Annotated in this window: 13 protein-coding genes and 1 tRNA gene; 8 read left to right on the top strand and 6 right to left on the bottom strand. The window is 66.5% G+C overall.

Annotated elements, in window-relative coordinates; translation table 11 throughout:
* Window positions 1-62: 62 nt before the first annotated feature.
* Window positions 63-147 (top strand) — tRNA-Leu (locus tag DUGA2_RS28885).
* Window positions 148-225: 78 nt separating this feature from the next.
* Here DUGA2_RS28885 and DUGA2_RS34650 read toward each other — a convergent pair.
* Both DUGA2_RS34650 and DUGA2_RS34645 read right to left on the bottom strand, forming a co-directional pair.
* Window positions 226-795 carry a PEP-CTERM sorting domain-containing protein gene (locus DUGA2_RS34650; RefSeq protein WP_070272806.1) on the bottom strand — a complete coding sequence of 190 codons (570 nt, stop codon included), beginning with the start codon at window positions 793-795 and terminating at the stop codon, window positions 226-228.
* Between the two features lie 139 nt (window positions 796-934).
* Window positions 935-1,504 carry a PEP-CTERM sorting domain-containing protein gene (locus DUGA2_RS34645; RefSeq protein ID WP_070272805.1) on the bottom strand — a complete coding sequence of 190 codons (570 nt, stop codon included), beginning with the start codon at window positions 1,502-1,504 and terminating at the stop codon, window positions 935-937.
* A gap of 307 nt (window positions 1,505-1,811) precedes the next feature.
* Between DUGA2_RS34645 and DUGA2_RS28870 the strand changes: the two genes are divergently transcribed.
* The 4 genes from DUGA2_RS28870 to DUGA2_RS28855 all read left to right on the top strand — a co-directional run bounded on the left by DUGA2_RS28870 (window position 1,812) and on the right by DUGA2_RS28855 (window position 4,103).
* On the top strand, window positions 1,812-2,531 hold the full coding sequence (locus tag DUGA2_RS28870; protein ID WP_070272804.1) for a choice-of-anchor J family PEP-CTERM protein: 720 nt from the start codon (window positions 1,812-1,814) through the stop codon (window positions 2,529-2,531).
* 69 nt (window positions 2,532-2,600) lie between these two features.
* The gene (locus DUGA2_RS28865) at window positions 2,601-2,918 is read left to right on the top strand and encodes a hypothetical protein (RefSeq protein WP_008452413.1); all 318 of its coding nucleotides are present in this window, start codon (window positions 2,601-2,603) and stop codon (window positions 2,916-2,918) included.
* A 98-nt stretch (window positions 2,919-3,016) separates the two neighbouring features.
* Window positions 3,017-3,520, top strand: a complete 504-nt coding sequence (locus DUGA2_RS28860) for a glycine zipper 2TM domain-containing protein (protein ID WP_070272803.1) — start codon at window positions 3,017-3,019, stop codon at window positions 3,518-3,520.
* A 142-nt stretch (window positions 3,521-3,662) separates the two neighbouring features.
* A complete protein-coding gene (locus DUGA2_RS28855) occupies window positions 3,663-4,103 on the top strand; it encodes a hypothetical protein (RefSeq protein ID WP_070272802.1) in 441 nt (146 codons plus the stop codon).
* A gap of 1 nt (window position 4,104) precedes the next feature.
* On the opposite strand, the gene DUGA2_RS28850 is transcribed toward DUGA2_RS28855, so the two are convergent.
* Genes DUGA2_RS28850 through DUGA2_RS28840 form a run of 3 tightly spaced genes read right to left on the bottom strand, consistent with a single transcriptional unit; the run spans window position 4,105 to window position 7,317 of the window.
* A complete protein-coding gene (locus DUGA2_RS28850; RefSeq protein WP_083296524.1) occupies window positions 4,105-5,289 on the bottom strand; it encodes an ABC transporter permease in 1,185 nt (394 codons plus the stop codon).
* A gap of 55 nt (window positions 5,290-5,344) precedes the next feature.
* Entirely contained in the window at window positions 5,345-6,091 is a 747-nt protein-coding gene (locus DUGA2_RS28845; RefSeq protein WP_070272800.1) for an ABC transporter ATP-binding protein, read from the bottom strand.
* On the bottom strand, window positions 6,088-7,317 hold the full coding sequence (locus DUGA2_RS28840) for an efflux RND transporter periplasmic adaptor subunit (RefSeq protein ID WP_070272799.1): 1,230 nt from the start codon (window positions 7,315-7,317) through the stop codon (window positions 6,088-6,090). The genes DUGA2_RS28845 and DUGA2_RS28840 overlap by 4 nt, the downstream gene beginning before the upstream one ends.
* A 243-nt stretch (window positions 7,318-7,560) precedes the next feature.
* On the opposite strand from DUGA2_RS28840, the gene DUGA2_RS28835 reads away from it, so the two are divergent.
* The 3 genes from DUGA2_RS28835 to DUGA2_RS28825 all read left to right on the top strand — a co-directional run bounded on the left by DUGA2_RS28835 (window position 7,561) and on the right by DUGA2_RS28825 (window position 13,022).
* A complete protein-coding gene (locus DUGA2_RS28835) occupies window positions 7,561-8,535 on the top strand; it encodes an alpha/beta fold hydrolase (protein WP_070272798.1) in 975 nt (324 codons plus the stop codon).
* Window positions 8,536-8,598: 63 nt separating this feature from the next.
* On the top strand, window positions 8,599-12,015 hold the full coding sequence (locus DUGA2_RS28830; protein ID WP_070272797.1) for an MHYT domain-containing protein: 3,417 nt from the start codon (window positions 8,599-8,601) through the stop codon (window positions 12,013-12,015).
* On the top strand, window positions 12,012-13,022 hold the full coding sequence (locus tag DUGA2_RS28825; protein ID WP_141753412.1) for an HD-GYP domain-containing protein: 1,011 nt from the start codon (window positions 12,012-12,014) through the stop codon (window positions 13,020-13,022). Before DUGA2_RS28830 ends, DUGA2_RS28825 begins: the two co-directional genes overlap by 4 nt.
* Here the strand turns inward: DUGA2_RS28825 and DUGA2_RS28820 are convergent.
* Entirely contained in the window at window positions 13,019-14,215 is a 1,197-nt protein-coding gene (locus tag DUGA2_RS28820) for an aminotransferase class I/II-fold pyridoxal phosphate-dependent enzyme (RefSeq protein ID WP_070272796.1), read from the bottom strand. The genes DUGA2_RS28825 and DUGA2_RS28820 overlap by 4 nt on opposite strands.
* Window positions 14,216-14,270 lie beyond the last annotated feature (55 nt).

Raw genomic sequence — 14,270 nt, 5'->3', positions numbered from 1 at the left:
ATAAAATTTCCACACCATGGCTTGCGGCATGGGGGTAAATCAGTGATAATGCGGGTCGCGTTGCCGGGATGGCGGAATAGGTAGACGCACGGGACTCAAAATCCCGCGCCGCAAGGCGTGCCGGTTCGATTCCGGCTCCCGGCACCAACACATTGAAACCCGCAAGCCGCCAGGCTGGGCGGGTTTTTTGTTGCCCGGCGTCCGGCGCCGGGCGGCAGGCGGCGCTTAGCGGCCCGCTTTTTTCCTCGACCGCGCCACGCCGGCCAGCAACAGCAGCCCGGCGCCCAGCATGGCGTAGCTTTCCGGCTCAGGCACCGGCGTCAGCTGGGTAATCGTCTTGACTGTTTCCGACGTGAAGTAAGCGCCCTCCCAGTCATGATGCATCTGTTGCGCGCTCTCATATTCGATGCCGAAGTCGGTGTTGTATTCCACAGTATAGATGGCCCAATCCGGCCCCGGTGGCGTCCCCCAGCGTTCCGTTTTTCCTGCAACGAAATTCAGTCCGCCTCCCTGCGAGTAGGAAAAGGACTTCACGCCGCATTCACCACCGCAGGTGGCGTAGTCGAACCCGTCAATTTTCAGCTCGGTCAATTCGCCCAGTTCGATGGCGCCATTGTGATTGGCGTCCACACCGCCAAAGGTCCCACCGTGGGTGACATCCGGCTGGAACTGGAACACCGATGACAATTGAAAACCGGTCCACGAAAATTCCCAGCGGGACGGCGCGGCGGTCTCCGCATGTGCCAGCGTGGCGGATGCGGCCAGAAGGCCGCTAACGATCATTTTCTTCAGCATATACGCTCCTATCGAGGGCTGGCAACCAGGAAGGTTGCCAAGGCGTAAATCATATCATTAATGAAATTTAAAATATTAACTTTATGATCTTTGCAATATCCAGGAACGCCCGCCCTCCGTCACCACCGTCGTCCGGCGTCTAGCGGCCCGCTTTTTTCCTCGACCGCGCCACGCCGGCCAGCAACAGCAGCCCGGCGCCCAGCATGGCGTAACTCTCCGGCTCAGGCACCGGCGTCAGCTGCGTTATCGTCTCCACCGTTGCTGGCGTGAAGAAATACGTCCAACTCTCATAGTGCATCTGGTACGAGACGGTATAGCGGATCGCCACTCCGGCTTCGTACTCGAGCGAAGTGTCGCTCCAGCCCGGCTCCGGGTATTCTCCATAGGAGTGCGACTCTCCAGCGAGGAAGCTCAGTGCACCGCCCACCTTGTACGAGAAGGACGTCACGCCGCAATGGCCATTGCAAGTGGCGTAGTCGACACCGTCGATCTTCAATTCGGTCAATTCGTTGAGTGCGATGACGCCATCGTGATCGGCATCCACACCGCCAAAGGTGCCGCTGTACTTGTAATCCGGGAAAAAACCATACTCCAGCGTCGAGTAAAAACCGGTCCACGAAAACGCCCAGCGGGTCGGTGCCGGCGTGTCCGCATGCGCCAGTGTGGTGCTTGCGGCCAGAAGGCCGCTGATGATGATTTTCTTCAACATGTTCGCTCCCTATCGAGGTTCGGCAACCGAAAAGTTACCAGAAAATAAATCATATCATTAATACATTTCGAAAGATTCATTTTGTTGAATACGCAATCCGAAAGCAAGAACCGCCACCTCGTCACGCCGGCGTTGTTGTTTTTGTCCTAAATCATATAAATCATATGCAAACTTGTTTAAATTTTCATATTTTTATTGTGCATATGTTATGGTTTGATCATGCAAGCTCATCTGTAAAAAGATTGCATGGCCCGGCGTGGCGGGGGCTTCGCCGGATTTCATTAGATTGCTTGATGGAGGTGTAGAAATGGCTGTTTCGTTTAAATCTGCTGTGATTTCCTCGCTGTTGCTGGCATCCGTACTGAGTGCAGGCGCCGCTTCGGCCAACGCGCTCACCGAGAATTTCGACGGCGGCGTGCCTGCCGGCTGGACGGTGGTCAACAACAGCGATCCACTGGGCTCGACCGACTGGTTCCAGGGGAATCCAACCGTATTCGGTTCGTACCAGGGTGCAGCCAATTCCTACCTCGGCGCCAACTTCAACAACGGCGCCGGCGTGGCCACCATCAGCAATTGGCTGATCCTGCCTACCTCCACCTACCACAACGGCGACACCCTGTCGTTCTACACCCGCACCGCTGACGGTTCGTCCTGGCCTGACCGTCTGGAAGTACGCTTCAGCAACGTCGGCGGCACCAATGTCGGCAACAGCGCCGACAGCGTCGGTTCGTTCAGCAGCCTGCTGCTGTCGGTGAACGGCGGCCAGGACGTGGGCGGCTACCCTGAGGAATGGACCAAGTACAGCGTCACGCTGAGCGGCCTGTCCGGCGCCACCAACGGCGCCTTCGCCCTGCACTACTCGGTCGACGACGGCGGCCCGAGCGGCGACAATTCCAACTACATCGGCATCGACAGCCTGTCGGTAACGGCCGTGCCGGAACCTAGCACCTACCTGATGCTGGGCGCCGGCCTGGGCCTGGTTGGCCTGGCGCGCAAACGCAAGGCCAAGGCTGCGCAAGCCGCTTAAGCAACATCCTTCGCAAACCCCGGACGGCGCCGCGCCTGTGCGCGCGGCGCCGTCCGGTAAAATGGCGCGATGCCTGCCGCCAAACTCCCCATCTTCCCCGGACCGCTGACCGCACGCGGCGCCGTCCTCGCCGTCCTCATTTCCGATGCCGACCAGACCGGCGCGCCGCCGCTGCAAGGCCGCACCTCGCTGGCCGCCATCGTCAAGGCGCTCAAGCGCAAATACCACTGGCCGGTCGAGACCAGCAGCTTCCCGTCCAACACCGGCGACGGCCGCGCCAGCTGGGCCACGGTCTACAGCCTGCCGCCCGCCGTCATCGCCAGGGCGCTGGACCACGGCGGCCGCGAATGGCTGGAGCGCCGCAACGCCGCCCGCGGCGCACCGTAACATCTGCTTACGCTGGAAACACTTTCTGCGTCACCCGCTTTGTTCTCCAGCCCGTTATATGGGCAAGCGCCACCGTGGCGCAATATTGGAGAACAACAATGACGATCGCTCAAACCACCCGCATCCACCCACTGATGGCCGTAGCCGCCGTGTCCCTGACCCTGGTCAGCCTGGTCGGCGCCGCGTCGATCGCCGGCCTGCTGCCGAACTCCCATGCCACCCCGGACAACACGCCGGTCGCCGCCAGCGTCGCGCCGGCCTCGGCCCAGTCGATCAACGGCCAGCCCATGAATGGCCAGCCGCTGGCCGCCCAGGCGCAGCAGCAAACCCGCCCGGCCGTGGTTGAACACCGCACCGTGGTGCACCACCGCGACGCCCCGGCCCGCAATGCCGGCCACGCCGACTACAGCGCCCAGGCCGCGCCCGCCCCACAAGCGCCGGCGCCGGTCGCCCAGAACAGCCCGCTCGGCATGGGCATAGGCGCGGTGGTCGGCGGCTTGATCGGCAACCAGGTCGGCGGCGGCAAAGGCAAGACCGCAGCCACCATCGCCGGTGTGGTCGGCGGCGCCTACGTCGGCAACGAGATCGCCAAGAAAAACTAAGCATCCACACGCAACCACGGCCCGGCCCCGCACAGGGGACCGGGCCGTGGTTGTTTGCGCCGGCTCAATACGGGTTTAGTTTCCCGTCGGAAAATATGACATAATACCTGCCGCCCTGCCCGCCACGAACAAGCTTATCGTTATGACCATACCCACCGACCAACTCGAAGCCCCGCGGCAATTCTGGGAGCAGCGCGTCAAGGCCAGCCGCTGGCTGATCGTCAAGACGCTGTCGCTGGGCGTGCTGGCGGCCATCTGCGGCCTGCTGGGCCAGGGTTGGCTGGAGGACGCCAGTCCGCTGTTCCCCATCATCAGCCAGAACTACGGCATCTGGCAGGCCGGCTACCTGCTGGCGCTGCTCGTGGTGTTCCTGATCTGGGCCGCCGCCATGTTGCAGAAATTCAGCCTGCTACGGAACAGCAAACAGGGCCGCGCCATGCAGCAGCGCATCGACGAGCACAACGAGCGCATCGCCCAGAAGAAACTGGAGGCCAAACTGCGCCGCGAACAGGAACTGAAGGAGCGCGAAACCGCGCCGTCCTTCTTCAAGAATTCCGCCCGCAGCGGCAAGTTCGACTACTGATCTACTCGTAGCGCAGGCAGTCGACCGGCAGCAGGCGCGAGGCGCGCCGCGCCGGATAGAAGCCGAAGAACACCCCCACCAGGCTGGAGAAGCCGCACGCCACCACCACCGCCTGCACGGTGATGAACACGTCGAACTTGCCGGTCGAGGTGATGGCCGCCGCCGCCCCGGTGGCCAGCATGATGCCGAACACGCCGCCCACCAGGCAGATCACCACCGCCTCCGTCAGGAACTGCAGCAGCACGTCGCGCGGCTTGGCGCCGATCGCCATGCGGATGCCGATCTCGCGGGTGCGCTCCGTCACCGACACCAGCATGATGTTCATGATGCCGATGCCGCCGACGATCAGCGAGATCGCGCCGATCAGGCCCAGCAGCGCGGCCAGGCCGGCGCTGATCTTCTGCGCGGTCTCGGCGAACGAGGCCAGGTTGTCGATGCGGAAATCGTCCGGCTGCTCAAGCTTGATGTGATGGCGGTCGCGCAGCGTTTCGTTGATGTCCTGGATGGCGTCCTGCAGATTGCCGCCGGACTTGCCCTGCGCCACCACATAATGCACATTGCCGGGGAAGGTCAGCCGCACCAGGTTGGCCGCCGACGCCGTGATCGGCACCAGCACGTAGTCGGCCAGGTCGCCGCCGTCCACCTGCTTGCCCTCGCCGTACAGCACGCCCACCACCTGGAACGACACGTTCTCGATGCGGATGTACTTGCCCAGCGGGTCGACCTTGTAGAAGAACTGGTCGGCGATCTTCTTGCCGATCACCACCATGCGCGCGGCGGCGCGCACGTCGGCGTCGCTGAAGGCGCTGCCCTTGTCGATCTTCCAGCCGCGGATCTTGAACATGGCCGGCGTCACGCCGTGCACCGTCTTCGACGCGTTCTCGTTGCCGACCGCCAGGTTGAAGCCGCCCTGCAGCACGCCCGCCGCGCCGGCCAGCGACGGCAGCGCGTTGAGCGCCGCCGCATCGCCCATGGTCAGCGCCGGCGCCGCGCCGGTGCGCATGCGCTGCTGCTGCGCACGGTCGCCGCCGGGCGAGACGAACAGCATATTCGTGCCCAGTTGCTCCAGCTCCTTGGCGATGAAGCGCTTCATGCTGTCGCCGACCGCCAGCAGCAGCACCACCGAAGTGATGCCGATGATGATGCCCAGCATGGTCAGCAGCGTGCGCAGGCGGTTCGCCATCATCGAGCGAAACGCCTCTACCACTATCTGTAAAGGATTCATGATTGTTTTATATAGTTTATACGGTTGGCGCTTCATGGCCCTGCGACATCAGCCGCAAGCCCTCCGCGGCCGGGCCGTCGTACAGCACGTGGCCGTCCTTGAGGCGCATCAGCCGCTTGCTGTAGGCCGCGATATCCGGCTCGTGCGTCACCAGCAAGATCGTGATGCCGCGTTCCTCGTTGAGCTGCTGGAAGGAGCGCATGATCTCGATGCTGGTCTGCGTATCGAGGTTGCCGGTCGGCTCGTCGGCCAGGATCAGCGGCGGATCGCCGACCAGCGCGCGCGCGATCGCCACCCGCTGCTGCTGGCCGCCGGACAGCTGGTTGGGCGTGCGCCTGGCATAGTCCTTCAGGCCGACCCGCTCCAGCTCCACCAGCGCCTTGGCGTGCGCCTTGGAGCGCGACACGCCGGCGTAGATCAGCGGCAGCGCCACGTTTTCCGCCACGCTCATGCGCTTGATCAGGTTAAAGCTCTGGAACACGAAGCCGATGGTGCGGTTGCGGATGCCCGCCAACTCGGCGCGCGACAGCGTCAACGTGTCGACGCCGTTCAGGTGGTAGCTGCCGCCGGTGGCCTGGTCGAGGCAGCCGAAGATATTCATCAGCGTCGACTTGCCCGAGCCGGACTGTCCCATCACCGCCAGGAAGTCGCCGCGAGGCACCGCCAGGTCGATGCCGAACAACACCTGGGTTTCGACATTGCCGGAGAAATAGCTCTTGGTGACTTGGCGGATATCGATCAGCAGCTGCGGCGCCGTCGTCACAGATCACCCGGTTTTTCGTTGATGGCGCGGGTGATCACCTTGTCGCCCTTTTTCAGCCCGCCGCCCACCACCTCGGTGTAGCGGAAGTTGGACAGGCCGATCTTGATATCCCTGGCCACCGGGTTGTTCTTGTCGTCCAGCGTGTAGACCTTGAACGAGCGCGCCAGTTCGCTCTTGCTGCGGAAGGCGATGTCGTCCTCCCGCGGCGCCTCGGCCACGGCGGCGGCCGGGGCGCTGGCGCCGCCGGCCTTGGCGGCGGCCGCCTTGTCCTGCTTGGCCTGCTTCTCGATCTCCTCGTCGCTGAGGCGGAAGCGCAGCGCCGCCGTCGGGATGCGCAACACCTGCTGGCGGTTGCCGACCAGCAGGCGCACCTGGGCCGTCATGCCCGGCTTGAGCAGCTCTTCCTTGTTGTCCACGTCCAGCACCACGTTGTAGGTGACGACGTTCTGCACCACGTTGGCGGCCAGGCGGAACTGGCGCATGCGCGCATCGAATTCCTTGTCCGGATAGGCATCGACCACGAAGCGGGCCTCCTGCCCTTCCTTCAGCGCGCCGACGTCGGCCTCGGAGACGCTGGTATCGATCTGCATCTTGGTCAGGTCGCGGGCGATCTGGAACAAGGTCGGCGTGGTGAACGAGGCGGCCACGGTCTGGCCCAGGTCCACCGTGCGCTTGATGATGACGCCGTCGATCGGCGAGCGTATCACGCTGTTGTCCAGGTCGGCCTGGGCGCGCTGCAGCTGCGCCTGCGCCAGCTGGATATTGGCCTGGGCCACGTCGACCTCGCGCTTGGACTGGTCCAGCGCCAGCGGCGAGATGAAGCTTTGCGTCACCAGCGTCTGGTTGCGCTGGTGGGTGGCCTGCGCCAGCCGCAGGCTGGCGCGCGCCGACGCCAGCTGCGCCTCGACCTGGCGGATCTGGGCGTTGAAGATGGTCGGATCGAGCTTGAGCAGCACCTGGCCCTTCTGCACACGGTCGTTGAAATCCGCCTTCAGTTCGCTCACCGTGCCCGACACCTGCGAGCCGATGTTGATCAGCGCCACCGGGTTGATGGTGCCGGTGGCCGTCACCGTCTGCGTGATGTTGCCGGTCTCGGCGGCGGCCACGCGGAAGCGCGGCGGCTCGACCACCGGGGCCTTGCTTTTGGAATACCAGGCGGCGCTGGCGCCGCCGATAACGAGCAGGCCGACGGCCAGCGCGATCTTCTTCTTGGTCAGGAAAGCCATCGTCTCTACACATCCCATAGGTGAGATCCGTCGGTATGCGGATCAGCTCGCCAAGTATATGGATTTTTGTAAAGAATGCAATCATGCAAGTCTTAAAACCCCGCCTCTCCTTTTAGTCGGGGCTGGCGGCGACCCGATCGCGGTATGTGCAAAGTCGCAATCCGGGATTGCACGTATGGGCGTTCCCGGCGCGGGAAAAGCGCCCTACCATGGCTTCATCACTCACCCTCAAAGGAAGCCATCATGTCCAGCAGCGCAAGCCAGCAAGTCAACCCATCCCGTCGTTCCGCCATGGTCGGCGCAGCCGCCGCCGTGGCCGCCCTGCCGCTGGCCACCGTCGCCGGCGACAGCCATGCCGCCGCAGCCGGCGCCAAGGTGCACAAGCACGGCAGCACCATCACCACCCGCGACGGCGTCGAGATCTACTACAAGGACTGGGGCCCGCGCGGCGGCCAGCCGGTGATCCTGAGCCATGGCTGGCCGCTGAACGCCGACAGCTGGGAATCGGCCGCCTTCCACCTGGCCAACAACGGTTTCCGCGTCATCACCCATGACCGCCGCGGCCACGGCCGTTCGAGCCAGCCATGGGACGGCAACGACATGGACCACTACGCCGACGACCTGGCGCAGCTGATCGAAGCGCTGGATTTGAAGAACATCATCCTGGCCGGCTTCTCCACCGGCGGCGGCGAAGTGGCGCGCTACGTGGGCCGCCACGGCACCCAGCGCATCGCCAAGCTGGGCCTGATCTCGGCCGTGCCGCCGCTGATGCTCAAGACCGCCACCAACCCCGGCGGCCTGCCGATGTCGGTGTTCGACGGCATCCGCGCCGCCTCGGTCGCCAACCGCGCGCAGCTGTACCTGGACCTGGCCTCGGGCCCGTTCTACAACTACAACCGTCCGGGCGCCAAGCCGTCGCAGGGCATCATCGCCGCCTGGTACGCGCAGGGCATGCAGGCCGGCCACAAGAACACCTATGACTCGATCAAGGCCTTCTCCGAAACCGACTTCCGCGACGACCTGAAAAAGTTCGACAAGCCGACGCTGGTGATCCACGGCGAGGACGACCAGATCGTGCCGATCGACGCCGCCGGCCGCGCCTCGGCCGCCATCGTCAAGCACGCCAAGCTGATCACCTATCCCGGCGCCCCGCACGGCCTGACCGACACCCACAAGGAACAGTTCAACGCCGATTTCCTGGCCTTCGCCAAATCCTGATAAATCCGGGGATTTTATGTGATAAGGTTTCTGCTGTGCCCAGTTCGCATCAGCGGAAACCTTATGAATCTCGATACTCTCCGGCAGCTGTTCGCGCCGCCCGCCGATCCCGCCCTGATCCAATACGGCAGCTACACGCCGTCGCTGGTACTGCTCTCCATCTTGATAGCCATCTTTTCCTCATGGATGGGATTGCAGGTGGTCGCCCAGGCCCAGTCCAGCAAGAGCCGCGGCCTGCGCGCCATCATGCTGGGCACCGGCAGCCTGGCGCTGGGCTGCGGCGTCTGGGCCATGCACTTCATCGGCATGCTGGCGTTCAACCTGTGCACGGCGGTCGACTACGACCATGTCGTCACCATGCTGTCGGTGCTGCCCAGCCTGGCCGCGTCCGGCATCGCCCTGTCCATCATCAGCCGCCGCCAGCTCGGCACCGGCTCGCTGCTGCTCGGCGGCCTGCTGGTGGGCGCCGGCATCGGCGCCATGCACTACACCGGCATGGCCGCCATGCGCATGGCGTTCGCGCTGTACTACGATCCGCTGATGTTCGGCCTGTCCATCGTGGTGGCCGTGGTGCTGGCCACGCTGGCGCTGTGGGTGCGCTTCGGCCTGCGCCTGCACACCCGCCTGCCGTCCAGCGCGCTGGGCGCGATCAGCGCCACCGTCATGGGCTGCGCCATCGCCGGCATGCACTACACCGGCATGGCGGCCGCGCGCTTCGCCGGCCAGCCGCAAGCCGGCGCCGCCCCCGAACAGAGCAGCACCTTCCTGGCGCTGGCCATCTCGCTGATCACCGTCGCCATCACCATCTTCATCATGTCGGCCAACGGCCTGCTGCGCTACCGCGAACTGTTCCGCCAGAAAAGCGAGAGCGAAGCCTGGATGCGCGCCCTGCTCACCACCACCATCGACGGCGTCGTCACCGTCGACCGCGCCGGCGTGATCCATGAATTCAACGCCTCGGCCGAACGCATCTTCGGCTGGCGCCGCGACGAAATCGTCGGCCGCAATATCCGCGTGCTGATGGACGACGCCCAGCGCTCCGAGCAGGACGGCCTGCTCAACTACCTGCGCACCGAGGACTCGGCCATCCCCGGCCAGGGCAGCGAGGTGATCGCGCTGCGCAAGGACCGCAGCCGCGTGCCGATCCGGCGCGCGCTGGGCCATGCGCGGCTGGCCGAGCGCGACCTGTTCGTGCTGTTCATCACCGACATCAGCGAACGGCGCGCCATCATGCAGGCGCTGCGCGACAGCGAGCAGCAGTTCCGCTCGCTGATCGGCAACATCCCCGGCATCTCCTTCCGCAGCAGCATGCGCTTCGACGCGCCGCCGGTGTTCGTCAGCGACGGCATCGAGCGCCTGGCCGGCTACCCGGCCAGCGATTTCGTCGGCGACGAGCGCAGCCGCACATTGGGCAGCCTGATCGTGCCGGAAGACCGCGCCGGCGTCGAGGCCGAGATCGACCGCGCCGTCGCCGACCTCAGCGCCTACCAGGTCGAATACCGGCTGCGCCACGCCGACGGCCACACCAGCTGGATGTGGGAGCACGGCGCCGTCACCCAGGACGAGAGCGATCCCGAGCTGCGCTGGATCGACGGCGTCATCCTCGACATCAGCGAGCGCCGCCAGATGGAGCAGCAGCTGCGCAGGGCCAAGGAGACGGCCGAGCAGGCCGCCGCCGCGCGCGCCAGCTTCGTCGCCAACATGAGCCATGAAATCCGCACGCCGATGAACGCCATCCTCGGCTTCACCGACGTGCTGCTGGACACCGAACTCGACGACAACCAGCGGCGCCACCTGGACACGGTGCGCAAGGAAGGCCGCTCGCTGCTGCGCCTGCTCAACGAAATCCTCGACACCGCCAAGCTGGACAAGGGCGCGGTGGAGCTGGAGCCGGACGACTACAGCCTGCTCGGCCTGATCGACGAGCTGGCCTCCACCTTCGGCAGCAACGCCCGCAGCAAGGGCCTTTGCGTCGACATCGTCTACGACCCGTCGCTGCCGGCCTGGCTGTACGGCGACGAGCTGCGCATGCGCCAGATCCTCGGCAACCTGCTCGACAACGCCATCAAGTTCACCGCCGCCGGCAGCGTCAGCCTGCGCGCCGGCGCGGCCCAGGGCCAGCTGCGGATCGCCGTGCAGGACACCGGCATCGGCATCGCGCCGGACCGGCTGGAGGCGATCTTCGATCCCTTCACCCAGGCCGACCCGTCGATGACGCGGCGCTTCGGCGGCACCGGCCTGGGCACCACCATCAGCCGCCAGCTGGTGGCGCTGATGGGCGGCAAGCTGTGGGCCGAAAGCATACAGGGCGTGGGCACCACCTTCCACCTGACGCTGCCGCTGGAGCCGGCCCGCAACGACGGCAGCCAGAGCGCCGAGCGCAGCGCCTATCCGCTGCCGCCGCTGCGGGTGCTGGCGGCCGACGACGTGCCGCAGAACCTGGAGCTGCTGACCCTGCTGATGAACAAGCGCGGCCACACGCTGGAGCGGGCCGGCGACGGCGCCGCCGCGCTGCGCATGTCGGACGAGCGCAGCTACGACCTGATCCTGATGGACATGCAGATGCCGCAGATGGACGGCCTGGCGGCCACGCGCGCCATCCGCGCCCGCGAGCAGGCGCGCGGCACGCCGGCCATCCCCATCGTCGCCATGACGGCCAGCGTGCTGGCGGCGCACCGCGAGGCCGCCGCCGCCGCCGGCATGAACGGCTTCGCGTCCAAGCCGGTGGACTGGTATGCGCTGTCGCATGAAATCGCCCGCGTGATGGCGCTGCCGCCGCAGGAACAGGCGCCGGCCGCGGCCGACGCGCCGGCGCGCGCGCGCGTGCTGAACCAGAAGACCGGCCTGCAGCGCTGGTCCGGCGACGAAGTCAAATACCACCAGGCGCTGCACCGCTTCGCCACCGACTACGGCGACGCCGCCACGTCGCTGGCGCGGCTGTTCGCCAGCGACAGCGCGACCCGCCTGGCCGAGGCGCAGGCCTGCTGCCACAAGGTGCGCGGCGTGGCCGCCAACCTCGGCCTGGAGCAGCTGGCCGCCACGCTGGCGCAGGCGGAAAGGCTGTGCGGCTCGCCGCAGCGCGAGGCCGGCGCGCCGACCCTGCCGACCGAACTGGCGCAGGTGCAGCGGCTGCTGACGGCGCAGCTCGATGCGGCGCTGAGCGCGATCCACGCCATCGAGACCCCGCGCGCCGTGCGCAGGGAACGCGAGCAGGCGGCCGAGGCCGCGGCGGCGGCGCCGGCCTTCGACGCGGCGCGCGCGCACGCGGCGGCGCAGGCGCTGCTGCCGTCGCTGAAGCGCGGCGCGCTGGAGGACGCGGCGCTGGCCGCGCTGGCGGGCGCGATGAGCGGCGCCGGCCTGTCGGCCGCGCTGGCCAGGCAACTGGCGGAGCTGCACACCGCCCTCAACGATTTCGATTTCCCGCAAGCCCATGCTACGCTGCTGGAATTGGCCGACCATCTGGCCAAGGAGACCCCATGATGAAAGCCCCCACCAACGACCTGCCCTTGATCCTGGCCGTCGACGACGAGGCCAGCAACCTGCAACTGCTGCGCCATATCTTGCAGGACCAGTACCGCCTGCTGTTCGCCAAGGACGGCCCGCGCGCGCTGGAGCTGGCGCGCCAGGAGCGGCCGCAGCTGATCCTGCTGGACGTGATGATGCCCGGCATGACCGGCTATGAGGTGTGCCGCCAGCTCAAGGACGACGACGCCACCGCCGCCATACCGGTGATCTTCGTCACCGCGCTCAGCGACGCCAGCGACGAGGTGGTCGGCTTCGACGCCGGCGCGGTCGACTACATCACCAAGCCGGTCAGCCCGCCCATCGTGCGGGCCCGCGTGCGCACCCACCTGTCGCTGGTGCGCATGGACGAGCTGACCCGCACCCGGCTGGAAATCGTCCAGCGCCTGGGCCTGGCGGCCGAATACAAGGACAATGAAACCGGCCTGCACGTGATCCGCATGAGCCACTACTCGCGCATCCTCGGCCGCGCGGCCGGCATGAGCGAGGCCGAGGCGGACGACCTGCTGCACGCGGCGCCGATGCACGACGTCGGCAAGATCGGCATCCCGGACAGCATCCTGCGCAAGCCCGGCCCGCTGGAGACGGCGGAATGGAAGGTGATGCAGACCCATGCCGCCATCGGCGGCGAGATCATCGGCCGGCACCCCGGCGGCATGCTGGCGATGGCCTACCAGGTGGCGGTCACGCACCATGAGAAATGGGATGGCAGCGGCTATCCGAACGGCCTGGCCGGCGAGCAGATCCCGCTGGTGGGGCGCATCGTCGCCATCGCCGACGTGTTCGACGCGCTGACCTCGGCCCGCCCCTACAAGCCGGAATGGCCGATCCCGCAGGCGGTGGAATACCTGGAGCAGCAGCGCGGCAAGCACTTCGACGCCGACCTGGTCGACCTGTTCCTGCAGCAGATGCCGGCGCTGCTGGAGGTCAAGCAGCGCTGGGCCGAGCAGAGCGCCGCGGCCTAGGCGGCCAGGCGCGAGGCGCGGCCGGCCAGCTGCGCCATCACCCGCACCGCATGGTCGATTTGCGCGCGGCTGTGGCCGGCGTTGATGACGAAGCGCAGGCGGGCCTGGCCCACCGGCGCCGCCGGGAACTGGACCGCGTCGACATGGATGCCTTCCTTGCGCAGCGCGATCGCATAGCGCTGGCAAGTCTCGGCCTCGCCGACCAGCACCGGCAGGATGGGCGTCGAGGTCGACAACATGGCGTAGCCCAGCGGCGCCATCCGCTCGATGAAGTAGCGCTGGTTGTCCCACAGGCGCTGGCGGCGCTCCGGCTCTTGTTCCAGCAAGTCCAGCGCGGCCAGCAGCGCGGCGGCGCGCTCCGGCGGCGGCGGGCTGGCGTAGCCGTAGGCGGCACTGGCCATGCGTATCACGTCGGCGGCCTCGCGCTCGACGGCGACGTAGCCGCCCAGCGCGCCCAGCGCCTTGCCCAGGCTGCCCATCTGCATGATGCACGGGCTGTGGCAATCGTAGTGCTCGGTGCTGCCGCCGCCATGGGCGCCCAGCACGCCGGTGGCGTGGGCGTCGTCGACGTAGAGCAGCGCGCCGAAACGCTCGGCCAGCGCCACCAGCTGCGGCAGCGGCGCGATCGTGCCCTCCATGCCGAACACGCCGTCGCTGGCGATGATGGGCGTACAGCCCTCTTCCGCGCCCGACTTCAGCAGCGATTCCAGATGCCCCATATCGCCGTGGCGGTAGGTGTAGCGCAACGCGCCCGACATCTGGATGCCCTCGCGGATGCTGACGTGGTTGAACTCGTCCGAGTAGTAGGCGTACTTGTGGCGCTTGCGGGCGCGGTAGCCGTGCAGCCGCGCCAGCGCTGCCGCCTTGACGATGGACGACAGCACGCCGATATTGGTCATGTAGCCGGACACAAACAGCAGCGCGTCGCTCTTGCGCGCCAGTGCGCCGAGACGGCTTTCCAGCGCGCGGTAGACCTCCGGCTCGGCGCCGGGCCGCCACGACGCCACGCCGTCGCCGTGGCGCACGCCGTAGCGGTCCAGCCCGTCCTTGGCCGCCGCCACCAGGCGCGGATGGCCGGCCAGCGCCAGATAGTCGTGGCTGCTGAACGACACCATGTGCGCGCCCTGCGCGCGCGCGTCCTGCTGGACGGGATGATGCTTGAGCCAATCGGCGATGTCGCTTAAATCGTGCATGGTGGAGGGCGTATCGGTATGGAACCGTCCATGCTAGCGCGCGGCGGCTTTCCGC

The sequence above is a fragment of the Duganella sp. HH101 genome (assembly GCF_001758795.1).
GTDB lineage: Bacteria > Pseudomonadota > Gammaproteobacteria > Burkholderiales > Burkholderiaceae_D > Rugamonas > Rugamonas rivuli.
This window is presented reverse-complemented; position numbering and strand designations above follow the sequence as displayed.